This window comes from Actinoplanes lobatus, from assembly GCF_014205215.1.
In the GTDB taxonomy this organism is placed as follows: Bacteria; Actinomycetota; Actinomycetes; order Mycobacteriales; family Micromonosporaceae; genus Actinoplanes; species Actinoplanes lobatus.
Genome location: NZ_JACHNC010000001.1, coordinates 4,270,209 through 4,293,281, shown reverse-complemented (window position 1 = coordinate 4,293,281; position 23,073 = coordinate 4,270,209). Strand labels below are relative to the sequence as shown.

Below are 23,073 nucleotides of genomic sequence, written 5' to 3'. Positions count from 1 at the left end.
ATGGGAGCTGTGTTGAGATACCTGCGGGTGGGCCCACCCGGCGCGGAACGCCCGATCCTGTCCTCAGGGGGAGCGCTCTACGACCTGTCCTCGGTGACCGCCGACATCGACGCCCCGTTCCTGGCGTCCGGCGGCTACCAGGGCGATCCGGCCGCGCTGCCCCCGGCCTACGTGGACGGTGGACGGGTCGGCCCACCGATCGCCCGGCCGGGGGTGATCCTCTGTGTCGGGCAGAACTACGCGGCCCACGCCGCCGAGTCGGGCGCCGCGCCGCCGGACGAGCCGATCATCTTCTACAAGGCGCCGAACACCGTGGTCGGGCCGGAGGACGACATCCTGCTGCCGCCGGGGTCCACGCGTACCGACTGGGAGGTCGAACTGGGCGTGGTGATCGGCCGGACCGCCCGCTATCTGGCCTCCCCGTCCGAGGCGATGGCCTGCGTGGCCGGGTACGTGGTGGTCAACGACGTCTCCGAGCGCGAGTACCAGCTGGAGCGCTCCGGCGGGCAGTGGTCCAAGGGCAAGTCGTGCGAGACGTTCAACCCGCTCGGGCCGTGGCTCGTCACGCCGGAGGAGCTGACCTTCCCGCTGCGGCTGCGGTCGTGGGTGAACGGCGATCCCCGGCAGGACTCCAGCACCGCCGACATGATCTTCGACGTCGGGTTCCTGATCTGGCACCTGTCCCAGTTCACCGTCCTCGAACCGGGGGACCTGATCAACACCGGGACGCCGCAGGGGGTGGCCCTGTCCGGGCGGTTCCCGTACCTGCGGCCGGGTGACGTGGTGGAGACCGAGATCGACGGGCTGGGCCGGCAGCGCAGCGGGGTGAAGGGGTGAACGGCCTGGTCGCCGTGGTCACCGGCGGCGGCTCCGGGATCGGGGCGGCCTGCGTGCGACGGTTCACCGAGGCGGGCGCGAAGGTCGCCGCCGTCGACCTGACCCCCGGGCCGGGCATCGTTCCGGCCGACGTACGGGACGGAGCCTCCCTGGAGGCGGCTATGGCCGAGATCGCCGCCACCCACGGAAGCATCGACATCCTGGTCAACAGCGCCGGGATCAGCTCGGTCGGGCCGGTCGAGGGCAACGGCGACGACGAGTGGGCGCGGGTGCTGGACGTCAACGTGACCGGGGTGGCACGGGCCAGCCGGGCCGCGCTGCCGTACCTGCGGCGCAGCCGGCACGCGGCGATCGTCAACCTGTCGTCGATCGCCGCCACCGCGGGGCTGATGCAGCGGGCGCTCTACTCGGCGTCCAAGGGCGCGGTGCACGCGCTCACCCTGGCGATGGCCGCCGACCTGGTGGGCGAGGGGATCCGGGTGTGCTGCGTCGCGCCGGGCACGGTGGACACGCCGTGGGTGGGGCGGCTGCTCGCGCGTACCGATGATCCGGAGGGTGAGAAGGCGCGGCTGGCCGCCCGGCAGCCGACCGGGCGGCTGGTCACCGCGGACGAGGTGGCCGACGCGATCCTCTATCTGGCGGGCCCGGCGGCCGGCGCGACCACCGGGATGTCCCTGGCGGTCGACGGCGGCATGTCCGGCCTGCGACTGCCCCGATAGCTGTGGGTGGGGTTCGGCCGGTTGCCGGCCGAACCCCACCACTCATGCGGTGGCGACCGCCTCGACCCGGACCACGGCGCCCGGCGCGGCCGGCGGGATCAGGTTGCCCTCGACCCGCTCGCCGTCGACCAGCAGGTGGGTGACCCGGCCGGTCCCCCGCACGCTGATCTCGTAGGTGACGCCGCGGAACGATCGAACCGCTTCGAAAGCCTGCCATCCACCGGGCAGCACCGGGTCGATCCGCAGGCCGCCGAAGTCCGGCCGGATACCCAGGATCCACTGGGTGATGGCCACGAAGTTCCACGCCGCGGTGCCGGTCAGCCAGGAGTTCTTGGCCTCGCCGTGGGTCGGCGCGTCCCTACCGGCGATCATCTGGGCGTAGATGTACGGCTCACAGCGGTGCACCTCGCTGATCGCCTCCCGCGCTGACGGGTTGAGCCGCTTGTAGTAGTCGAACGCCCGGTCCCCGTTGCCGACCATCGTCTCGGCGATCATGATCCACGGGTTGGTGTGGCAGAAGATGCCGGCGTTCTCCTTGTAGCCCGGCGGGTACGAGGAGATCTCCCCCAGCTCGATCCGGTACCCCGAGTAGGCCGGCTGCTGGAGCACGATGCCGTGCGGGGTGGCCAGCCGCTCGGCCACACTGTCCAGAGCCCGCGCCGCCAGCCCGTCCTCCAGGCCGACCCCGCCGAGCACACACATGCCCTGCGGCTCGATGAAGATCTGCCCCTCGTCGTTCTCGCCGGAGCCGATCACGTTGCCGTAGAAGTCGTACGCCCGCCGGAACCAGGCCCCGTCCCACCCGTGCTCGGTGACCGTGCCGGCCATCTTCTCGGCCGCCGCCCGGTAGACGACCTCCTCGCCGTCCTGCCCGCGCAGCGCCGCGATCCCGGCCAGTTCCTTGGCCGCCAGCACGAACAGCCCGCCGATGAACACCGACTCGGCGACCCCGCCGGACGCGTTCTCGGTCGTCTGGAACGGCTCGCCCGGGGTGTCCGAGAAGCAGTTCAGGTTGAGGCAGTCGTTCCAGTCGGCGCGGCCGATCAGCGGCAGGCCGTGCGGGCCGAGCCGGTCCAGGGTGTAGCGCAGCGACCGCCGCAGGTGCTCGTAGAGCGGGGCCTCGCTGCCGGGCTCGTTGTCGAACGGCACCGGCTCGTCGAGGAACGCCAGGTCGCCGGTCTCCTTCAGGTACGCCGCCACGCCCAGGATCAGCCACAGCGGGTCGTCGTTGAAGCCGTCGCCGATGTCGTTGTTCCCGCGCTTGGTCAGCGGTTGGTACTGGTGGTAGGCGCCGCCGTCCGCCTTCTGGGTGGCGGCGATGTCCAGGATCCGCTCCCGGGCCCGCTCCGGCAGGATGTGCACGAACCCGAGCAGGTCCTGGTTGGAGTCCCGGAAGCCCATGCCCCGGCCGATCCCCGACTCGTAACCCGACGCCGAGCGGCTCATGTTGAACGTGACCAGGCACTGGTAGGCGTTCCAGATGTTGACCATGCGGTCGGTGTCGCCGTCCGGAGTGGTCACGCGCAGGCCGCCGAGCAGCCCGTCCCAGTAGGCGCGCAGGTCCGCGTACCCCTTCTCGACGGTCTCGGAGCGCAACCAGCGCTCGATGACCGGCCGGACGCGGGTCTTGTTGACCGTCTGGGAGCCCGGCGGGTCGAACTTGTCGTCCTTCGGGTTCTCGGCGTAGCCGAGCACGAAGATCACCTCGCGGGTCTCGCCCGGCTCGAGCGCCAGCTTCACGTGGTGGCTGCCCACCGGCTGCCAGCCGTGCGCGATCGAGTCCTTCGCCGCGCCGGCCTCGACGACGGCCGGGCGGTCCCAGCCGCGGTACGCGCCGAGGAACGACTCACGCTGCGTGTCGAACCCGGCGAGCGGCTCCGAACAGGCGAAATAGGCGAAGTGGTCGCGGCGTTCGCGGTACTCCGTCTTGTGGTAGATCACCCCGTCGACCACCTCGACCTGGCCGATCGAGTAGTTGCGCTGGAAGTTGGTGCTGTCGTCCTGGGCGTCCCAGAGGCAGAACTCGATCGCCGAGAAGAGCGACACCTCGGCGGCCTCGGTCCGCTCGTTGGTGACCCGCACCCGCCAGACCTCGAGGGTCTCCCCCAGCGGCGCGAAGTACAGCGTCTCGGCACGGATGCCGTTCCGCGCCGAGCCGATCTTCGTGTAGGACAGCCCGTGCCGGCACTCGTAGCCGTCCAGCTCACGCTCCGGCGTCGGCTGCCAGGAGGGCGACCAGTAGTCGCCGGTCGCGTCGTCGCGCACGTACACGTACCGTCCGCCCACGTCGAGGGGCGCGTTGTTGTAGCGGTAGCGGGTCAGCCGCCGCAGTTTGGCGTCACGGTAGAAGGAGTAGCCACCCGCCGTGTTGGACACGATGCCGAAATACGCGTCCGTGCCGAGGTAATTGATCCACGGCAACGGCGTATCCGGCCTGTCGATGACGTACTCACGCTGCTCATCGTCGAAATACCCGTAGCGCAACAGGTCCTCCACCGTCGCCGTCGGTCCCGCCCGGCCCTCCGCCGGTCGGCGTGGAAGCGCTTTGGGAGCGCTCCCACGAGCGTCCATTTTACCGCTCGGACACGCTCCTGGGACCAGCCCGAAAAGACTCTTGCGGTTCCGGATTCCCCCGCCCCGATGACCCGCGCAAACGCGACTTCCGAGACCCCTGCTTTCCGGTACGGACGTGAGCACCCCGACCGCGGCCACACCTCCCGCGGCTGTCCGCCACCTGATCGCGGCTGCCCGGCCGCGGGGCCCGCTGCGGCGTGAGCGGAACTCACCCTCGGCCCGTGATCAGTGATGGTCGAGGATCGCCGCTTCGAGCCGCAGCCCGACCCCGATGATCACGAACAGCCCCGCGAACACCCACGGCCCGATCGACGGCCCGATGCCGACCCACGCCTCCAGCAGAGCGATCAGCAGGCCCACGAACACCGAGGTGTTGCCCACCATCCGGGCGACGTGGGCTCTCGCTCCCCGCACGTCCATGCCCGGACCCTATGCGCGCGGCCACCACCCCACCCGCCGATCCGCCGAATCCCCCGATGCACGGAAAGCACTCACGGCCAGCCGGGAGGGCGGCTGGCCGTGAGAGGGCGGAATCGGTTACGGGGTCCAGGGGTTGGCTACGGTCCAGGAACTGTCGGCGGACAGGGTCATCGGGCGGTCGAAGCCGGTTCCGGCGCCGGAGGCGATGGAGACCTGGGCGTCGAAGTGGCGCAGGAAGCTGCCCGGGAAGTTGATCGACTCGAAGGTGACGCCCGTGCCACCGAGGCCGGGCCGGGCGCAGAAGGTGGCGTCGCCGGCGAAGAGCGCCGACCCGTCGTTGGCGGCCAGGCGGATCCGGCTGGAGGCGTGGCGCAGGTACTGGCCGGGGAAGTTGACCGACTCGAAGGTGTAGCAGGACGGGTCGGCCAGCCCGTGGCGCAGCGTGAACGTGGCGTCCGCCTTGAGCAGGGTGGAGCTGCCGGCGGTCACCGGTTCGGTCCAGCCGAGGCTGTCGGCGTGCCGCAGGTAACGGTCGGTGAAGCCCCACGTGGTGACCTGGAGCGAGCGCCGTACGTCGTAGGGCAGGAGCACCGAACTGCGCCACAGGGCCGGGTTGGTGACGTTCCAGGTGGCGTCGGCCGCGAACAGCGCCGACCCGTCGTTGGCGGCCAGGTGGACGAGGTCCGACTGGTGCCGCAGGTACGACCCGGGGTAGTTGAACGACTCGAACGACGTGCCGCCGGCGGCCAGTCCGGGACGGCCGCACCAGGTGGCGTCGGCGGCGAAGCTTCCACCGGTGTTCGCGTCGATCCGCACCCGCCCGGACGCGTGCCGCAGGTAGCGGCCCGGGAAGTTGACCGACTCGAACGAGTGGCAGCGCGGATCGGCGAGCCCCGCGACGGTCCGGAACGACGCGTCCTGCCGGGCGGAGTCCCCACTGATCACGTCGGTACGCGCGAACGAGTCCGAGTGCCGCAGGTACCGGTCGGTGTGCCCGGCCGTGGTGACCTGGAACGACCGCACGTGCCCGAGGGTGAGCGGGACCGCCGCGTTCTGGTTGCGGGACGCCCGGATCAGCTCGGTCAGCGCCGCCCGCACCTGGGCGGTGTCCACCTTCTGGATCTGCCGGTCGTAGGTGAGCAGCCCGTTGTACTCCCCCTCCACGTCGGTGATCTCGGTGTAGACGAACCCGGACAGCCCCTTGCTCGTCATCAGCCGCTGCGAGTCCCGGATCATGCCGGTGAACCGGTCGTTGAGCTGCGCCGCGCTGGACATCTGCTCGTACGCGAAGAACTGTCCGTCGGGGCTGTACTCGTGCCCCGGTGTGCGCAGCCCGAGCCCGCCGAACTCGCCGAGGATCGACACCCGGGTGGCGCTGGGCCGGGGCGCGTCCGGTCCGGTGTAGATGTGCCAGTCGATGATGTCGCCGGTGCCGGGGTCGCCCTTGGAGGCGCAGCAGTTGTAGCCGCTGTGCGGGTTCATGAGGCGGGTCGGGTCGTAGGCCTCCAGGTCACGGGTGACCCGCTGGGTGTCGGCGAGATTCCACTCACCCCACCCCTCGTTGAACGGCACATAGGTGACCACGGCCGGCGAGAACCGGTGCTCGTCGATGATCTCCCGGGCCTCGGTCTCGAACTCGGCGATCTGCGCGGCCGTCCGGTTGGCGTCGAACGGCGGCGTGGACGGGATGTCCTGCCAGACAAGCAGGCCGAGGCGGTCGGCGTGGTAGTACCAGCGGGCCGGTTCCACCTTGATGTGCTTGCGGACCATGTTGAAGCCCAGGTCCTTGTGCTTCTGGAGGTCGGACTGGAGGGCCGCGTCGGTGGGCGCGGTGTAGAGGCCGTCCGGCCAGTAGCCCTGGTCGAGGGTGCCGGCCTGGAAGACGAACTCGCCGTTGAGGGTGGGCCGCAGCACGCCGTCGACCAGCTTGGTGCCGATCTCGCGCATGCCGAAGTAGCTGGTCACCTGGTCGACCGTGGCGCCCGCGCCGGTCCGGAGGGACACCCGCAGGTTGTAGAGGTACGGGTCGTCGGGCGACCAGCGGCGGGCGTTCGGCACCGGGACGGTGAAGTCGGTGAAGGCGCCGGTCGCGGTGCCGACCACGGTGGTTCCGGCCATCGATTCGGCGAACACGCTGTGCCCTGACACGTTTCCGCGCGTGAACACCCGTACCCGGACGGTGTTGTCGGTGATGTTGGGATAGATGTCGACCGAGTAGATCGACGAGACCGGGGTCGGCTCCAGCCAGACGGTCTGCCAGATGCCGGAGACGGGCGTGTAGAAGATGCCGCTCGGGTTGTTGGTCTGCTTGCCGATCGGCTGCTTCTCGCCGCGGCCGTCGGTGGGGTCGTAGACGCGCACGACGATCTCGTTGGCGCCGCCGTTGAGCTGCGGCGTGACGTCCACCTCGAACCGGTCGTAGCCGCCCTTGTGGGTGGCCACCTGGGTGCCGTTGACCCAGACGGTGGCCTCGTAGTCGACCGCGCCGAAGTGCAGCTGGACGCGGCGGCCGGCCCACCCGGCGGGGACGGTGAAGGTGCGCCGGTAGAACATCAGGTCACGGTTGTCGTTGCGCATGATCCCGGAGAGGGCGGACTCCACCGGGTACGGCACCAGGATCCGCTCCGGCAGGGTCTGCCCGATCGGCGGCGCGGCGTTGCGGTTGACGTTGCCGGCGCTGTCGGTCGCCGGGTTGAGGAACTGCCACTCCCCGTTCAGCGACTGCCAGTCGGGGCGGGTCATCTGGGGTCGCGGGTACTCCGGCAGCGGGTTGGTGGTGGACACCTGGCTGGTCCACGGCGTGCTGAGCGGCGGTGTCTTGGGGACGACGGCCGCGGCGGGCGCGGCGGTGGCCACGAGCACGCTCGCGCCCACGGTCAGGGCGGCGAGGGCACGGGCCACGAGCGGCCGTACGACGGATCGGCGCATCGGACTTCCTCGGGAACGGGCACGCCGAAGGCCCGGCGCACGACCGTCGGGTCGCGGGCCGGTCCGCGGCGCTGGAGACGGATGGGGACGGGCCGAACGTAAGCGAACCGGGAGGACACCCGGAACCCCGCAAAGACGAACAGGGTCGAACACATTCATCCATCGTCGTTGATTATCTGTCAAGAGTCCGAACCGTTTCCGGAACCGCCGCGACCGTAATTTCGCGAAGACTGCCCAATGTCGGCCATCCGGTCGGCGCCAGGGCCCTGAGCAGCGCAAGATCCAGGGATGACCGACCTCGCCGCCCTCGAAGCCGCCCGTCACCGCATCCGCGACGAGCATCTGCGGCCCGCCGCAGAGCGGCCACCCTCCACCGCCCGCGGCCTGCACCACACCGCCCTGATCAGCGCCGACGTGGAGCAGACCGTCCGCTTCTACCAGGATCTGCTCGGTTTCCCGCTGACCGAGCTGATCGAGAACCGGGACTACCCCGGCTCGTCACACTTCTTCTTCGACATCGGCAACGGCAACCTGCTGGCCTTCTTCGACCTGCCCGGCCTGGACCTGGGCCCCTACGCCGAAGTGCTGGGCGGTCTGCACCACATGGCCATCTCGGTGGCCCCGGAACGCTGGGACGAACTGGTCCAGCGGCTGGCCGACGCGGGTGTCGAGCACACGGTGCACAGCGGCGTCTCGGTCTACTTCCGCGACCCGGACGGCGCCCGCATCGAGCTGATCGCCGACCCGCTGGGCGAGATGTACGGCACGAAGGTCCTCTGACGCCGCCGGGGTCAGCGTGGTCGCGCCGCCCGGAGTGGCTTCGCCCGGAGCCGGTCACGCAGCTCGAAACCGATCGCGATCAGGGCGAGAACGCCGCAGACCGTCACCCACCAGACCCCGTTCACCGCGGCCTCCACGGTCTGGACCGCGAAGACGATGCCGACGCCGGCGGTCACCAGCAGGCGGGCCGTGTCACCACGCCACCAGGGGCCCGGCCGATCCGGCTCGCTCTGGGCGAGATCGTGCGCATAGCCCGCCAGGGACGGGAACTCGTCACAGGGCCGTGACCCGGTGGCCGCCACGTGGGCACGGGCCTGCGCCACCAACTCCCCGGCCCGTGCCGGTGCGATGTCGAACCGGCCCACCAGCAGGGCGCGCAGCCGGGTGAACCACGCCTCGGCGTCCTCCGGACCGTCCACCGCGTCACCACGCCGCGGCGCCCGCGGGCGGCCGGGCCGGGTGGTCAGCCAGCACACCGCCACCGACGCGGCCAGCAGCAGGAGCGCCGGCACCTCGCCGATCCGCTCCTTCGGCAGCGTGACGAAGGCGAACCCGGCCAGCATGATCAGAATCGCGCTGACCACGAACGCCCACGGCGCGAGCCGTGGATGCCCGGCGGCCCGCAGCGCGCCCGGCCCCGCCCAGCCGACCAGCGCGGCGGCGCTCGCCGTCACCACCCCGGTCAGGCCGGCCACGGTCACCGGGATGGTCAGTCCGCCGGCCACGATGGCGCCCACCACGGCGATCTGGACGCCGATGACACCGAGCCCGAAGACCGCGTCACCGAGGTAGTCCCGTGGCTCCCTGCCATGCGTGTCGCGCCGGGCCTGATCGGCCGGGCGGGCGGCCGCGACGTCCGCCGCGAACTCGGCCGGCGGCCCGAGCGCCGCCCAGGGGTCCTGCCCGCTCGCGGCGTGGTGCTCCCGCGCCTCCTCGATCAGCGGGGTGGCCTCGTGATAGCCGATCCCACGCTCCCCCATCTCCCACCGGGCCGAGGTCTCCCAGTCGTCGAACGTGGTCATGTCGCCTCCGCCGTCTGCTCCAGATAGCGGGTCAGGCTGTCGGCGAACCGGCCCCACGCCACCCGCTGCCCGGACAGCCGATGCCGCCCGGACGCGGTGATGGCGTAGACCTTCCGCCCCGGACCGCCCTGCCCCGCATGCCAGCTGGACTCGACGACGGCGTCGATCTCCATCCGGTTGAGCACCGGATAGAGCACGCCACCGCGCACCTTTCCCAGCCCCTGCCCGGCGAGGCGTTGCGCCAGGGCATAGCCGTGCTGGTCGCCCTCGGTCAGCGCGGCGAGCACCGCCATCTCGAGAACGGCCCGCACCCAGCCGGCCTCCGGCTCCGGATCGACACCCATGGCCCCTCCTCGTCGCGATCCAGACTAGTCGAGAATCCAACTAGTCGCGACCCCGGCGAGGAGAGGCCGGTCACGGTGCCGCCGGCGCCCGGGCGACCCGGCGCAGGGAGATGCCGATCAGGACGAACAGGATGCCGAGACCGGCCGCGAGCGCCGCCACCCCGAACGCCACCACCGAGGTGAAGAGCGAGGCCTGGAGGAAGGAGGCGGTCATCACCGACTCGCGCCGGGGATCGTCACGGGGCAGCTCGGCGTAGGTCTTTCCGTCCGCCATCTCGGAGGCGTGCTCGGCGATGACACTGGCCTCCGCGTACGCCTCCCATGGCTGGTCGACGTGCTGTCCGGCAAAGTTGTCGGCGTCCTCGGACACCGTGATGTGCTGGTCCGAAAGGGTGGAGCTGACCACCGCGTACGTGACCACGCCGGCGATGAGGAGCACAACGCCGGCGATGGCCACCAGAAGACCGATGAGGGGAACCGCGCCTCCGGGGCGCCCTGAGCGTGCCATGGGCCCACCCTGCCGAGGGCATCGAAATCGGTCGTCACCCCGGAGGGATGAGACGGATCGATCAGGCGGGCGGCGGACCCGACGGCGGAGCACCACCCGGGCCACCGCCGCCCGGCGCACCACTCGGCGGAGCACCGCCCGGCGCACCGCCACCGGGAGGCGCACCGCCACCGGGAGGCGCCCCTCCACCGGCCGGAGTCGTGGTGGTGTCCACCCCGACCGTCAGCGCCACGGTGTACCCGCTGCCCACGTCACCGGTGACGGTCCCCAACTGCTCCGCGCCGGCGTCGTCACCGAAGACGTTGTCGGTCTCCAGGGTGAGCTGGGCCAGGTTGGTGACCGAGGCCTCGTACCCCTTCTCCTTGTAGACCGTGTCGCAGTACTCCTTCGGAATGGCGACCTGGGACGTCGCGATGGCCTTGGTGCTGTCGGTGATGTCGGCCTGGCCCGGGTAGACCTCGAAGTGGATGTGCGGCCACCGTCCGGTGTAGCAGGCCGGGAAGATGCTGGTGAACGTCACCTTCCCGGAGTCGTCGGCGATCTGCACGCCCCGCAGGTAGTTCTCCTCGGTGGCCCCTTCGGAGTACATCGAGTAGAGGCCGGCCCGGTCGCAGTGCCAGACGTAGACCGCCACCCCGGCGAAGGCCGCCCCGCCGTTGGCGAGATCCTGGATGGTCAGCTCCAGCGTCATCGGCACGCCCTCGGCCGTACCCTTCGCGTCGCCGAAGCTGGACCGGATGTCGCTGCGGACGATGCCGCTCTGCTCCAGCACGTCCGGCCCGTTCGAGCCGTCACCCGGATAGGGTCCCGCCGTCTCGTCCGGGATCTCCGACGAGTTGGCGGTGGTCGCGGCGGACGTGGACTGCGGCGACGAGGAGGTCGTGGAGGTGCAGGCGGCCACGCCGAGAGTGAGCGCGCCGACGCCGAAGGCCCGCAAAAGCTTCCGCCGGCCCATCAGGGTGCCCATGTCGAAGCCGAGGCCCTGGTCGAACACCTCCTCCTCGGGATGGGGTAGGGGGCGCCCTTGATAGGTCGTCATCTGTCCTCCGATATGCCGCTCGGTGGGGGTTTGCCCGCCCATGCAAACACCGGAGTCTTTGAATGCCCTGTGGCCCACTGTCAGCCCGGCATGAACATTGCCGTCGTGTTAACAGGTTCCCGGTTGGATCTCTGCGATAGGGTCGGCGCGATCGCCCCACTTCGATACGGAACGGAGGACATCCGGTGACCGAGCCACCGTCCCGCGAGAGCCGGGCGTTCCTCCAGCGTGCGGTGCGGTTCCTGGCCGAAGAGGCGCGGGTCGGCCAGTTCCTCGACATCGGCGCCGGCCTGCCCAGCGGCGGCAACACCCACGAGATCGCACAGCGCCGGGTGCCGCACGCCCGGGTCGTCTACGTCGACAACGACCCGAAGATCGGTGTACACGCCCGCGCGCTGCCGGCCGGCGCCGCGACCTTCATCGAGGAGGACCTGCGCAACCCGGGTGCCATCCTCGACCACCCGCTGCTCAAGGAGACCCTCGACCTGAACCGGCCGGTCGGGCTGATCCTCATCGCCGTACTGGATCTCCTGCCCGACCACGCGCGGGCCCGGGAGATCGTCCGCGAACTGCTCGCCGCGCTCCCGTCCGGCAGCTACCTGGCCGCCACCAACATCACCCTCGACCACGGCACGCCGGACACGATGCCGGCCGGCGGCAGGCCGCGCAGCCGGGCCGAGTTCGCCGAGTTCTTCACCGGACTGGGCCTGATCGGACCGGGCATCGTGCCGGTCTCCGAATGGCTCCCCGAGGTCCCGGCACACCAGCGGCCCGCACCCGACCAGGTCGCCGTCTACGGGGCGGTCGGCCGCAAACCCTGATCGTCCAGGCCGCGGCGGTAACGCACCTCGGCCAGCGGAAAACCGTACGAGTCGTCGACCTTCCCGGCGCCGTCCGGCCGCCACCCGGCCGCCTCGTAGAACCGCCGCGCCCGCACATTGGAACCCAGCACCCACAGCGTCGCCTCACCGAAACCGGCGCCCGCGAGGTGTCGCAGCGCGGCGGCCATCAGCGCCCGGCCCGCCCCGCGTCCCCAGTGTTCCGGCAGCAGGTAGATCGCGGCGATCTCGCCGACGCCCGCTTCGCCGTCCCGGCTCTCCCGGAGCGCGGCGAACCCCACCGGCACACCGCCGTCGTCGTCCCACACCAGCACCGCCGCCGGCGGGCTGATCCCGGCCAGCCGGCTGCGCCACGCGGGCTCCCGCTCGGCCGGATCCAGGGAGTCCAGGTAGTCGCCGGGGACGTGACCCGCGTACGTGGCCTGCCAGGTGCGCACGTGCACCACCGCCAGCGCGGCGGCGTCGCCGGGGGTCGCCTGCCGGATCGCCATGGTCAGTTGTGATACCGCGCGGCCTCGCTCACCCGTTGACGCCACGCGGCACGGATCGCGTCCAGTTCGGACCGATGCCGCTTCTCCCAGTGGTCCAGGTGCTCGCCGACGATCCGGACAGCGATGCCGTAGGCCGGGCGCCGGCAGTCGGCATCGGCGGCGTGCACCGCGGCGATCTCGGCGACCGCCTGATCCCAGCCAGGATTCGGGGGTGGATCCAGGCGGGGCGCGAAGAGGAGATCGGTGCGCTCGCCGGGCACGTCGTACCCGTACCTCTGCTTCATGCATTTCGGATAGTGCCGCATGCCGTCGCGCACGCCCGGATCCCGGCTCACGATCGCCACCAGCTCGGGAAAGCCGCTCAGCCGGTCGACGGCCGGATGCGGCGGGTCGGGGTCCTGGTAATCGCGGTTGCCGAACCGCTCCCGGCAACCGTCCAGGCCGGGCGCCGGCGGGGTGGCGTAGTCGTAGAGGCCGGACTCCCACACCCGGGTGGCAGCCTGCTCGTTCAGCACCTGGATCCGGCCACGGTCGGTCGGCGAGTCGAAGACCGTGCCGTAGCCGGTGCCGAAGCCCAGATCGGCATCGGTGAAATCACGGTAGAAATCCACATAAGGGTGGCGCTGGTAGGACTTTCCGAGAGCCCGCATGCAGGCCTCGATGCCACCCTCCACCCGGTGATAGTTGACCAGCAGGTGCGCCCGGCGCTCCACCACGTTCCCGGAGATCTCCAGCGTCAGCCGGTCGAGCCGGGCCGCAACGCCGGTGGGGTCGGCAGCCTCGGCGCCCACCGCGGGCGACACCGTTCCGGCCAGGACCACGGCCCAGACCAAGGCCGCGACGATTCGACGCCCCATATCGGTCCAACGAGGGGAGTCCGTCGCGGTTACGGCAAAAATCGATGTGCTCGTACGGATCTGCCGAGTCCCGCCGCGAGCCGCGTGACGGTGGCCCGGGCTCCGCCCATTTCGCCCGGGCCACCGTCACGGCTCTCGGGGGGTCAGCGGCCCCGGGTCGTGGTGGCCTCCTCGCCGGCGGCACCCTGATCGGCGGCACCCTCATCCGCAGCGCCCTCGCCGGCAGCGCCCTCCTCAGCGGCACCCTCGCCGGCGGCGCCCTCCTCAGCGGCGGCGCCCTCATCCGCGGCGCCCTCATCGGCAGCGCCGGCGCCCGCGGCGGCTACCGCCTTGGCGTCGGCGAGCGCCAGGCAGGACTGGAGCAGGGCCTGCTGAGCGGAGGCCACGGCGACCGCGGCGGCATCCTGAGCACCGGCCTGCTCACCGGCAGCACCCTCCTCAGCGGCGCCCTCCTCAGCGGCGCCCTCCTGAGCGGCACCCTCCTGAGCGGCACCCTCCTCGGCTGCGCCCTTCCCCGCCTTTCCGCCCTTGCCGGCCTTTCCAGCGGCCTTGAGGACCTTGAGGTACTTCTTGGCGAGGGCGCGGTTCTCGGCCTTCGCGGCGGCCGGGTCCTCGGCAGCCTCCGCCGCCTCCTCGGCACCGGCCTCACCGGCGGCCGCGGCCACATCGGCGGCGAACGTGTCGCACGCCGCCTCGAGCGCGACGGCCGAATCGGCGGCCGCCTCCTCGGGGGCCTGCGCCTCCACCGGGGCCAGCGGCTCGCCGTCACAGATCACGCTGCCCGCGTTGACCTGAAGCTCGGCACATTGCGAGATGTCGAACTGCTGACCGTCGACACTCACCAGATCGGCGGCCTTCTTCTCGGTGCCGGCCGACGCCAGTTGCATACCGGTCACCCCGCTGACCACCAACACTCCCGCGACCACCACCGCGCCGATCGTCTTCCGCCGACTGCCCGGGTTCCGTCGGTACGAGCGCGCCCTCATAATCACTCCTCGTCGTTGGATGTCGATGTCATCGGTTGGGGGGCCATACGGGATCCGGCGGCCGGACGGTTCAACGCAAACTTCGCGGACCCCTCCCGCAGGACCGCAAAAGCCCCGACTTCATCGCAGCTCAGCGACCATGTGTGCCACGCCTGGAAAATTTTCTCGACGAGGCGCTAACCGGTCTCCGATCGATGCTCACGCTCCGTTCACAACGGATCCTCCCGCCCAATGACTACGCAGAGTGATCCATGGTGGGTAATCATTCTCGCGCGCTATGGTGGTCGCGATGGAGATCCCCGGACTGGGCCCGGTCGAGCACCACGAGCACCTGGGCTCGTTTCGCAGTGCCCCCGTGCCGGTGCCGGTGCTGGGTGGCGCGCTGTGCCGGATCGCGGTCGAGGGCTACGACGGCGGCCCCGATTTCCACGCCGCGATCGGCGCGTTCCTGGCCCTCGACCGGACCGTGCTGACCGCGGCCGCCCCCGCGATCTTCGAGTACTACCGCGACATCATCGAGGAGGTCCTCGCCTGCGGCGAGGAGGACGAGCTGTATGCCGACATCCCCGGCCCCGGCCAGGTCCTCGACTACGTGACACTCGGGACCGAACCCCTGGTCGTCCGTGATTCGCACGACGACCGCCGGGTCTACGTGCGGGTGGCCTGCGACTGCGACTGGGAGGAGGAACACGGCCTGGACCTGGTCTTCCGCGACGGCGCCGCGATCACCCTGGTCGGCCCGTCCACCGGCACCCTCCGCAACCTGGGCACCTTCGACGAACTGACCGAGGATGTGATCTACCGCCGCCGCCCCTCCAGGACAGAAGGGTGAGCACCCCCGTGCCGCGCGGCACGAGGGTACCCACCACTGATCGAGTCAGACGAACAGTTCCGATTCAGATCCCGCTCTCAGGGGTTTCGCCCCGGCTCGGTGCGGTCCATGAGGTAGGGACCGGCCGGCTCCACGTCCTCGATCTTCTGCACGGCCGCCCTCGCGATCCTCTTGAGGTCCCGCTCGCGCGGTTCCTGCAGACCGACCAGACCCACCGTCACCGACAGGTCGTCCTGCGCGACGACGACCAGCTTGCCGTACAGGGCCATCTCGACGTCGCCATCGGTGACCCGGAGAACCATGGAGAGGCCGACCGACTCGTCACCGAGGCGGGGCTTCCACCTCAGCGGCGACATGGTCAGGTCGATGCCCTCCTGCTCGATCGTCGGGCACTCCTCGAGCACGTCCATCGTGTCGCTGACCATGTCGACGGCGATCTCCTGACCGGTGTCGGCCAGCAGCTCCAGGGCGAACAGCCCCTTCCTCTCGTTGACGAAGACAGCGGCGGCGCTCTCGCCCTGCTCCCCCTCAGCCGGTTCATGCATGTTCGCCGGTTCATGCATGTCCACCGGTTCATGCATGTTCGCCGGTTCGTGCATGTTCGCCGGTTCGTGCGCCTTCACCGGTTCACGCAAGTCCACCGGTTCGTGCGCCTTCATCGGTTCACGCAGGTCCGCCGGTTCGTGCGCCTTCACCGGTTCACGCAGGTCCGCCGGTTCGTGCGCCTTCATCGGTTCACGCAGGTCCGCCGGTTCGGCGTACGGCCGATGGTCCGGCATGTCCGCCATCGACGCGACGCCCGGCACGGCGCAGACATCCCGGTCCACGTCGTATCCGGCGATCACGTCATGGAACAGCTCGGCGGCGTCCGGCAGTTCCTGGCCCGTGTAACCCCACGGCAGGTCCTCCTCGGTGAGCAGCAATTCCTCAAGATCCGAGCCCGGCTCGACGGTAGGCCCCGCCACGGCCGGGGTGGCCGGAACGGTGGCGACCGACAGGCCGAGACCCACGGAAAGCGCAACAATGGTTGAGAAACTCTTCAATACCCCCATTACATGAATTTTCCTCCACCCCTCACGTCGGCGGGCCGCTTTCGCCGACCGCAGGCCCCGACGGCCCCGAACAGCCCGGGCCGAATACCAGACGATCCCGAAGGCAGCAGGCGGCTTCCGCCAACCACAGACCACCCACGACACCGAAGACACCGAACAGCCCAGGCCTAGCACCAGGCGATCTCGACCCCGGCAGGCACCTTCCGCCAATCACAGACCACTGGCGACTCCGAGAACACCGAACAGCCCGGACCTGGCGCCAGGCGATCTCGACCTCGGCAGGAGGTGGGTCGGCTGCGGGCCGCCTGCGACTTCGACAGCACCGAGTGTCCGGGCCGGGTTTCAGTTGATCTCGAAGACGGCGACCCGGTCGGCGGCGGCTTCGAACTCGTCCGGGTCGCCGCTGCGGACCAGGCCGAGCTTGATGAAGAAGGGCACACCGCCCGGGACCTCGACGGGGAACGCGCGCATCACGGCGCGCCGTTCGCCCGGGTCGGCGATCTCGGTCAGGGTGACCGTGGTCCGGCGGCGGCCGGTGGCCAGCTCGCCGCGCCCGGCGGCACGGACGTTGCGGGCCCAGTCGCTGTTCGGCAGGCCGGCGACGACGTAGCGGCGGCCGCCGACGGTGAGCGGGGAGACCGGAGTGGAGCGGGGCTCGCCGGTGGTGCGGCCGGGGACGGTGAGCACGTGGATGGTGCCGAGCCGCAGGCCGAGCCGGTTGAGGGCACGCACCACCCGGTTGGCGAACGGCAGCCAGCGCGGCAGCCGCAGTACCTCGGTCGGGCCCATGGCAAATCCTTTCGACGATCGAAGCTTTTTCTCCACGGTATATTCCTTCGAGTGTCGAAGCAATCGCCCGTGACCGGCCGCTGGGGCTCGTTTCCCCCGGCCGCCCCGCAGGATTCCGGCCCACGGCAGGCGGCCGCGGATGCGGCCGCGGCATTCGGGGCAGCCGCCGACGAGGTCGACGACGCGGCCGCCGCGGCGCTCCACGTGAACCGCACCGACCTACGGATCATCGGCCTGATCGGCGCCGTCGGCGCGATGACCGCCGGCACGCTGGCCGAGGCCGCCCACCTCAGCCCGGCCGCCACCACGGCGGCCATCCAGCGCCTGGTGGCGGCCGGCCACCTGCGCCGCGACACCGATCCGGCCGACCGCCGCCGTGCCGTCGTGACGGTCACCCCGGCCACCGCCGAGGCGGTCGGGCGCATCTACGGGCCGATCGCCGAAGCCGGGCACCGCCTGCTGACCGGCTACTCGGACGCCGACCTCGAACTGATCACCGGCTTCCTGGAGGCCGGCCGCCGCATGCAGGTCGACCAGGCCGACCGGATCCGCACCCACCCGGCACGGTGACAAGGCCCGGCGCGGCCAGAGGGACCGGCGCGGGGAGAAGGACCAGCGCGCAGAGAAACAACGCGCGGAAGAGCAACGTGCGGAAGAGCAACGCGCGGAGAAAGAACCGGCTGGGCCGAGGGAGGCTGAAGCGGTCTACTGTGATCGGTGGGCGACCGTCCCGTCGACGACGGTGAGGGGTACCGGGGAGTCGGCGAACTCGTCCGGGCTCGCGGTGAGCGGGTCCAGGCCGAAGACCGTGAGGTCGGCCCGCTGCCCGGGGATCAGCCGCCCGGACCGGCCGGCCGCCGTGGCCGCCTCGGTGGTGTAGCCCTCCAGGGCCATCTCGGCAGTGAGGGCCTGTTCCGGCAGGATCGGCTCGACGTCGGCGTGACCGGCCGGGCGGCGCAGCCGGGCCGCGGCGATGATGGCCCGCGGGTCGAACGGGGCGATCGGCCAGTCCGAGCCGAGGGTCAGGCGGGCGCCCTGGTCGCGCAGATCGCGGGCCCGGAAGGCGCGGTCGGCACGGCGTTTGCCGAGCCGGGTGGACCAGTTGTCGGTGTGGTCGGCGCGCGTGTAGTGGGTGCAGTGGGTGGGCTGCATGCCGGCGGTCACGTCGAGTTCGGCGAACCGTCCGATCAGGTCGGACGGCATGGTCTCCAGGTGCTCGATCCGGTGTGGCGCCCGGGTTCGCGGCAGGCCGGCGTAGGTGTCCAGTACGTACCGGATTCCGGCGTCGCCGATGGCGTGGGTGACGATCGGGACGCCGTTGCCGGCGAGATGGCGGGCGGCCGCGGCGTACTCCGCGGGGTCGGGCCAGAGGCAGGCGGTGGACTCGCCGTGGGTGTCCGGCTCGTCGAGCCAGGCGGTGCCGCCGTCGATGGTCCCGTCGATCATGAACTTGGCGCCCTCGACCCGCCAGCGCCGCCCGCTCAGGCGCTGCCGGGCGATCACGTCGTCCAGCCCGTCGGCGCCGGCGCCGGGCATCACGAACGGCGCGCACCGCCAACGTACCGGCAGGTCGCCGTCGTCTTCCAGGGTCCGGAAGAGCTCCAGGGAGTCCTCTTCGAAGTCCATGGCGTCGGCCGCGGTCAGCCCGGTGGCGGCCATCCGGTCGAGCAGGTCGCGCAACCGTTCCCGGCGGGCGGCCGGGTCGTCCGCCGGCAGGATCCGGCGGACCAGGTTGAACGCGTCGAGTTCGAGCAGGTGGCCGGTGGGCCGGCCGTCGGCGCCGCAGACCACGCCGGCGCCGGACGGGAACTCCCGCGGCCCGGTGATCCCGGCGAGTTCCAGTGCGCGCGGGCTGACCAGCGCCGAGTGCCCGTCGAAGAGCAGCAGGAACACGGGCAGGTCCGGACCGGCGGCCTCGACCAGCGGGGCGTGCGTGATCGGCGTGCCCTCGAAGGCGTTCGGGTCGAGGCCCCAACCCTCGATCCATCCGCCGGGCGCCACGGCGGCGGCTTTCAGCGCCGCTTTCAAACCGTCGAGGGTACGGACGCCGGACAGGTCCACGCCCCGGGTGAGGCCGATGCCCATGACCGGGTGGAAGTGCCCGTCCACCAGGCCGGGGGTGATGGTGGCCGGGCCCAGGTCGAGGATCTCGGTGCGGGGGCCGCGCCAGTCGCGCGCGTCGGCACGGTCGCCGAGTGCGACGATCACGCCGCCGGCCACGGCGATCGCGGTCGGCGCCGCGGATCCGGTCATGGTGTGGATCCGGTCGGCCATCAGGATCAGGTCGGCGGCGCTCACACTGGGCCTCCTCGGTGGTGCGACGGTTCTCGTCTTCTACTACCGGCGTGACGGGGGCAGGGTTCAGCCGGTGCACGGCTTCGGTGCCGCTCACCCGTACGCCGAAGAGTTTTTGATCTTGAAAAAGACACCCGCCGCCAGCAAGAATGGGACGCGGGCTGGTTGTCACCGAACGTATCCGAGAGTGACGGCGCAGGGTAAGCGCCTAGCGGGTGACCACCCGATCGGCGTGACGTCATGCGTTCACGGATTTGCATCGATGCGCGAAGCTGTCCTTCCCACTCCAGATGAACCGGGATGCGCCTTGACCACCACCTATCCGTGCCCGCACTGCGGCGCACCCGCCTCCCTCGACGGTGGATGCCCCGCCTGCGGCGCCGGCCCCGACCCGGACGCCGCCGAGGTCATCCGAATAGACGGCGAGCTCGACGGCCTCCAGCGCGAGCTGCACGCGGCCCGCACCCTGGTGGCCGACCTCGACCGGCGCATCCAGGACGCCCGCGGCCGCCGCGCCTCGCTCGCCGCGCGGGTGGTCGCCCGGCGCGCTCCCGTGGTGACGGCGCCGCCGCCCTCGTTCACGCCGCCGCCGGCACCCGCCGAGCCGCGTCTGAGCACACTCACCGTGCAGAACGTGCTCTTCACCCTCGGCGGTCTGCTACTGGTCGTCGCGGCGGCCGTCTTCACGGCGGTCGCCTGGGCGCAGGTCGGCGTCACCGGGCGGGCCCTGCTGCTCGCCGGGGCCACCGTGGCGGTCCTGGCGGTGCCCCCGTTCGCGGTCCGGCGCGGCCTCACGGCCGCCGCCGAGACGCTCGCGGCCGTCGGCCTGCTCATGATCCTTCTCGACGGATACGCGGCCTGGGCGGTCGACTTCCTCCGGGTGCGCGATCTTCAACCCACCGGGTACGCCGCCGCGGTCCTCACCGTGAGCGCCCTCGTGTCACTCGGCTACTCGTGGCCGACCCGCCTGCACGGGCCCCGGATCGCCGCGCTGCTGCTCGCCCAGCCGGTCCTCCCGCTGCTCGCCGCCGCGGCGGAGGCCGACCTCGCCGGATGGTCGCTGGCGTTCACCGGCACCCTGGTGCTCGACATCGCCGTGCTGCGGATCCGGCCGTCCCGGTTCGCCACCGACGTGGTCGGCTCGCTGGCCCACGTCTGCGGCGCCCTCGCCGCCGTGGCCGCCGGGGGCGTCGCCCTCGTCCACCTGATCGTCCAGGACGCCCCGGCCGACGTCGCCGTGGCCGGGGTCGTGCTGGTGCTGCCCACGCTGGCACTGGCCGGCTGGGCCGTCCTGGCCCGGATCCCGCTGGCCCAGGCGATCACCGCCGGGCTGGCGCTGATCACCGTCGGGGTCGCCGCCACCGGCTGGGCGTGGTCCATGCCCGGCACCGGCTGGCCGGTCACCGAACTGGCCGTCGTCACCCTGCTCCTCGCCGGCGTCGCGGCGCTGCTCAAGCCCCGGCTCCCGGTCGTCGCCGGCCGCGGCCCGTGGGTGGGCGCGCTCGTCGCCGGCGGTCCGGCGGCCGTCACGGTCCTGCTCGGCGCCGCGAGCGGGGCGGTACGCAGCATGGCCGCGGCCACGCCGGTGTTCGCCGCGCCGTGGGACCGCGCGGTCACCGGGCCGGGCCGGGACCTGCTCGTGGCGCTGGTGCTGACCGCTGTGGCGTACGCCCTGCTCCTCCCCCGCCGCACCCACCCCGACCTGGCCCTCACCACCCTGTTCGGGGCCGCCCTGCTGGCGCCGCCGGTGTTCGGTCTGACCTGGTGGGCGGCCGCCGTCGCCGGGATGGCCGTGGCCGCCGTGGCGCTGGTTCTCGCGGCCCGTTCGCGAACCCTCCAGGACGCCGTCCCCCGCGTCGCCGTGTGCGTCTTCGCGGCCCTGCACGCGATCCTCACCGGCCTCGGCCAGGCCGGGGCCGAAGCCGCGGTGTGCGGCGCGATCGCCCTCCTCGGCCTGGGCACGGCCGTCGCCGTGCGCAACACCCCGCGCTCCGCCGACGTGGGGGCCGGGTCCGTCACGGCGGGCCTGCTCGCCGTCCCGCCGGCCGTGTGGCTGGCCCTGTACGCGGCCGACGTACCGGTCACCGCCCGGGTGCGGGTGTCGCTCGCCGTCGCGGTGCTGCTCTGCCTGACCGCCCACGCGGTGACACGGCGGCTGCCCGGCTACAGCCCGAATGCCGTCGGGGTCGCCCTGCTCGCCGCCGCCACGGCCCCGTTCTGGTCGCTGCCCGGCGCCGATCCCTCCGCCCTGTACGCGACCGCCGGCCTCCTGCTCGTCGTCGCCCTCCTGCCGCTGCCGGCGGTCCGTTCCTCCGGTGCGGCCGCCATCGCCGCGCTGCTTCCGGCCGGGGCGCTGCTCGTCCTGATCGCCCCGGACCTCGCGGTGGTCGTCCTGGAGCCGTGGACCGCCCTCGATGACGGCGTCTGGTCCGGCGTCCTACCGCGGCAGTCACCGGTCGCCTGGTCCTCGGTCGCGGCCCTCGCGGGGGCCACGCTCGCGGCGGCACTCACCGGCCTCCTCCTGGCCCGCCTCGCCGGGGCCATGGCGGACACCGGCAGCGAGGCGCCGTCCGAGGACCCCTCCGGCGCGGCGCGGACCGTGGGCGGCGGCTCGCCGCTCATGGTGGCCGTCCGGGCGGCGGCGCCGCTGGTGGCGCTGCTGGTGCCGCTGATCTTCGCGGCGGCCGGAGCCGCCTGGCCGGCCGTGCCGATCGCCGCCCTGGTCACCGGTCTGGCCGGAATGCTGGCGGTGGCGTTCGCCCCGGTCCGGCACCGGGCAAGCGACCTGCTCACCATCCTGTTCGGAGTGCTCGTGGCCGCCGGGCTGGCCGGGTCCGCGGCGGGCCACGGGGCCACGATCGCGGCGTTCACGCTGGTGGCCGCCGCGTCGACGGTGGCCGGACTGGCCGGCCGGCGGCCGGTCGACCGGATCACCGGCTGGGCCGCGGGGACGATCTCGCTGACGGTCGTCGCGTACACCATCGCGGTCGCCGCCGATCTGGAGCCCGCCGGACCACCGTTGTTCGTGCTGGCCGCCGCGGCCCTGATCGTGGCGCTCGAGGCGGTTCTGGCGTCCCGTCGCCCGGCCGAGGCGATCGCGCCGTTCGTCGTCGGGCACGCCTCGGCGGTGGTCGCTCTGACGCTCACCGAGAGCCTGGGCTGGGCCGCGCTGATCTGCAAGCTGTGGGCGCTGGCCCTCACCGTCCGCGCCTTGCGGCCGGGCGAGACCCGGCGGACCAGGTTCCGGTACGCCCTGGCGGCCGGTTCGGTGGCCCTGCTCGGCTGGTGGCTGCTGCTGTCCTCGAGGGATGTCGAGACGGTCGAGATCTACACCCTCCCGGCGGCGGTCCTGGCCCTGATCGCGGGATGGTTCGCCCGCCGCTACCGGTCCGGCCTCTCCTCCTGGACCGCCTACGGCTCGGCTCTGGGCGCCGCCATCCTGCCGTCCCTCTACGTCGTGGCCGCGAGCGACGCCGACGATCCGCAGTACCTGCGCCGCCTGCTGCTCGGCGCCGGCGCCCTGCTGATCCTGCTGGCCGGCGCCCGGGCCCGCCTCCAGGCCCCGGTGGTGGTCGGCGGCGGAACCCTGCTGCTGGTCGCCCTGCACGAGCTGATCCAGGTCTGGGATCTGGTGCCACGGTGGGTGCCGCTGGCCGTCGGCGGCCTGCTCCTGGTGGGCATCGCCACCACGATGGAACAGCGCCGCCGCGACCTGGCCCGCCTCCGCGACGCCGTCACCCGCATGACGTAGCCCCGGCCGG

20 protein-coding genes are annotated in these 23,073 nt (G+C 71.9%); 7 read left to right on the top strand and 13 right to left on the bottom strand.

Annotation, left to right across the window (positions count from 1 at the left end; all coding sequences use genetic code 11):
* Positions 1–9 precede the first annotated feature (9 nt).
* Positions 10–837: a fumarylacetoacetate hydrolase family protein gene (locus BJ964_RS19930; RefSeq protein ID WP_456049054.1), complete on the top strand. Its 828-nt coding sequence runs from the start codon at positions 10–12 to the stop codon at positions 835–837.
* Positions 834–1,556 (top strand): SDR family NAD(P)-dependent oxidoreductase, encoded by a 723-nt coding sequence (locus tag BJ964_RS19925; RefSeq protein WP_188122065.1) that lies wholly within the window; start codon positions 834–836, stop codon positions 1,554–1,556. Before BJ964_RS19930 ends, BJ964_RS19925 begins: the two co-directional genes overlap by 4 nt.
* Before the next feature lie 42 nt (positions 1,557–1,598).
* Here BJ964_RS19925 and BJ964_RS19920 read toward each other — a convergent pair whose 3' ends face one another.
* The 3 genes from BJ964_RS19920 to BJ964_RS19910 form a co-directional block, all read right to left on the bottom strand.
* Positions 1,599–4,052, bottom strand: coding sequence for a GH36-type glycosyl hydrolase domain-containing protein (locus tag BJ964_RS19920; RefSeq protein ID WP_229807028.1), 2,454 nt, complete (start codon positions 4,050–4,052; stop codon positions 1,599–1,601).
* Between the two features lie 303 nt (positions 4,053–4,355).
* On the bottom strand, positions 4,356–4,550 hold the full coding sequence (locus BJ964_RS19915) for a hypothetical protein (RefSeq protein ID WP_188122064.1): 195 nt from the start codon (positions 4,548–4,550) through the stop codon (positions 4,356–4,358).
* Between the two features lie 117 nt (positions 4,551–4,667).
* Positions 4,668–7,478 (bottom strand): AbfB domain-containing protein, encoded by a 2,811-nt coding sequence (locus BJ964_RS19910; RefSeq protein ID WP_188122063.1) that lies wholly within the window; start codon positions 7,476–7,478, stop codon positions 4,668–4,670.
* 288 nt (positions 7,479–7,766) lie between these two features.
* On the opposite strand from BJ964_RS19910, the gene BJ964_RS19905 reads away from it, so the two are divergent.
* On the top strand, positions 7,767–8,258 hold the full coding sequence (locus BJ964_RS19905) for a VOC family protein (protein ID WP_188122062.1): 492 nt from the start codon (positions 7,767–7,769) through the stop codon (positions 8,256–8,258).
* Positions 8,259–8,269: 11 nt separating this feature from the next.
* Here the strand turns inward: BJ964_RS19905 and BJ964_RS19900 are convergent, their stop codons facing one another.
* From BJ964_RS19900 to BJ964_RS19885, 4 genes are all read right to left on the bottom strand, one after another.
* Positions 8,270–9,280, bottom strand: a complete 1,011-nt coding sequence (locus BJ964_RS19900) for a hypothetical protein (RefSeq protein ID WP_188122061.1) — start codon at positions 9,278–9,280, stop codon at positions 8,270–8,272.
* Positions 9,277–9,624: a PadR family transcriptional regulator gene (locus BJ964_RS19895; RefSeq protein ID WP_188122060.1), complete on the bottom strand. Its 348-nt coding sequence runs from the start codon at positions 9,622–9,624 to the stop codon at positions 9,277–9,279. The genes BJ964_RS19900 and BJ964_RS19895 overlap by 4 nt, the downstream gene beginning before the upstream one ends.
* A 70-nt stretch (positions 9,625–9,694) precedes the next feature.
* Positions 9,695–10,132, bottom strand: coding sequence for an aromatic ring-opening dioxygenase LigA (locus tag BJ964_RS19890; protein WP_188122059.1), 438 nt, complete (start codon positions 10,130–10,132; stop codon positions 9,695–9,697).
* A gap of 61 nt (positions 10,133–10,193) precedes the next feature.
* On the bottom strand, positions 10,194–11,171 hold the full coding sequence (locus tag BJ964_RS19885; protein WP_188122058.1) for a dioxygenase family protein: 978 nt from the start codon (positions 11,169–11,171) through the stop codon (positions 10,194–10,196).
* Between the two features lie 185 nt (positions 11,172–11,356).
* Between BJ964_RS19885 and BJ964_RS19880 the strand changes: the two genes are divergently transcribed.
* Positions 11,357–11,992 carry an SAM-dependent methyltransferase gene (locus tag BJ964_RS19880; RefSeq protein WP_229807027.1) on the top strand — a complete coding sequence of 212 codons (636 nt, stop codon included), beginning with the start codon at positions 11,357–11,359 and terminating at the stop codon, positions 11,990–11,992.
* On the opposite strand, the gene BJ964_RS19875 is transcribed toward BJ964_RS19880, so the two are convergent.
* From BJ964_RS19875 to BJ964_RS19865, 3 genes are all read right to left on the bottom strand, one after another.
* Positions 11,965–12,501 carry a GNAT family N-acetyltransferase gene (locus BJ964_RS19875; protein ID WP_188122057.1) on the bottom strand — a complete coding sequence of 179 codons (537 nt, stop codon included), beginning with the start codon at positions 12,499–12,501 and terminating at the stop codon, positions 11,965–11,967. The genes BJ964_RS19880 and BJ964_RS19875 overlap by 28 nt on opposite strands.
* A gap of 2 nt (positions 12,502–12,503) precedes the next feature.
* Positions 12,504–13,334 (bottom strand): hypothetical protein, encoded by an 831-nt coding sequence (locus tag BJ964_RS19870; RefSeq protein WP_188122056.1) that lies wholly within the window; start codon positions 13,332–13,334, stop codon positions 12,504–12,506.
* Positions 13,335–13,501: 167 nt separating this feature from the next.
* Positions 13,502–14,344, bottom strand: a complete 843-nt coding sequence (locus BJ964_RS19865) for a hypothetical protein (RefSeq protein WP_223149585.1) — start codon at positions 14,342–14,344, stop codon at positions 13,502–13,504.
* 289 nt (positions 14,345–14,633) lie between these two features.
* On the opposite strand from BJ964_RS19865, the gene BJ964_RS19860 reads away from it, so the two are divergent.
* The gene (locus BJ964_RS19860) at positions 14,634–15,176 is read left to right on the top strand and encodes a DUF6985 domain-containing protein (protein WP_188122054.1); all 543 of its coding nucleotides are present in this window, start codon (positions 14,634–14,636) and stop codon (positions 15,174–15,176) included.
* A 77-nt stretch (positions 15,177–15,253) separates the two neighbouring features.
* Here the strand turns inward: BJ964_RS19860 and BJ964_RS19855 are convergent, their stop codons facing one another.
* On the bottom strand, positions 15,254–16,438 hold the full coding sequence (locus BJ964_RS19855; RefSeq protein WP_188122053.1) for a hypothetical protein: 1,185 nt from the start codon (positions 16,436–16,438) through the stop codon (positions 15,254–15,256).
* A 132-nt stretch (positions 16,439–16,570) separates the two neighbouring features.
* Positions 16,571–17,017 carry a nitroreductase/quinone reductase family protein gene (locus BJ964_RS19850; RefSeq protein WP_188122052.1) on the bottom strand — a complete coding sequence of 149 codons (447 nt, stop codon included), beginning with the start codon at positions 17,015–17,017 and terminating at the stop codon, positions 16,571–16,573.
* Positions 17,018–17,068: 51 nt separating this feature from the next.
* Between BJ964_RS19850 and BJ964_RS19845 the strand changes: the two genes are divergently transcribed.
* A complete protein-coding gene (locus BJ964_RS19845) occupies positions 17,069–17,587 on the top strand; it encodes a MarR family winged helix-turn-helix transcriptional regulator (RefSeq protein ID WP_188122051.1) in 519 nt (172 codons plus the stop codon).
* Between the two features lie 135 nt (positions 17,588–17,722).
* On the opposite strand, the gene BJ964_RS19840 is transcribed toward BJ964_RS19845, so the two are convergent.
* Entirely contained in the window at positions 17,723–19,315 is a 1,593-nt protein-coding gene (locus tag BJ964_RS19840) for an amidohydrolase (protein ID WP_229807026.1), read from the bottom strand.
* Positions 19,316–19,619: 304 nt separating this feature from the next.
* On the opposite strand from BJ964_RS19840, the gene BJ964_RS19835 reads away from it, so the two are divergent.
* Positions 19,620–23,063, top strand: coding sequence for an SCO7613 C-terminal domain-containing membrane protein (locus BJ964_RS19835; RefSeq protein WP_188122050.1), 3,444 nt, complete (start codon positions 19,620–19,622; stop codon positions 23,061–23,063).
* Positions 23,064–23,073 lie beyond the last annotated feature (10 nt).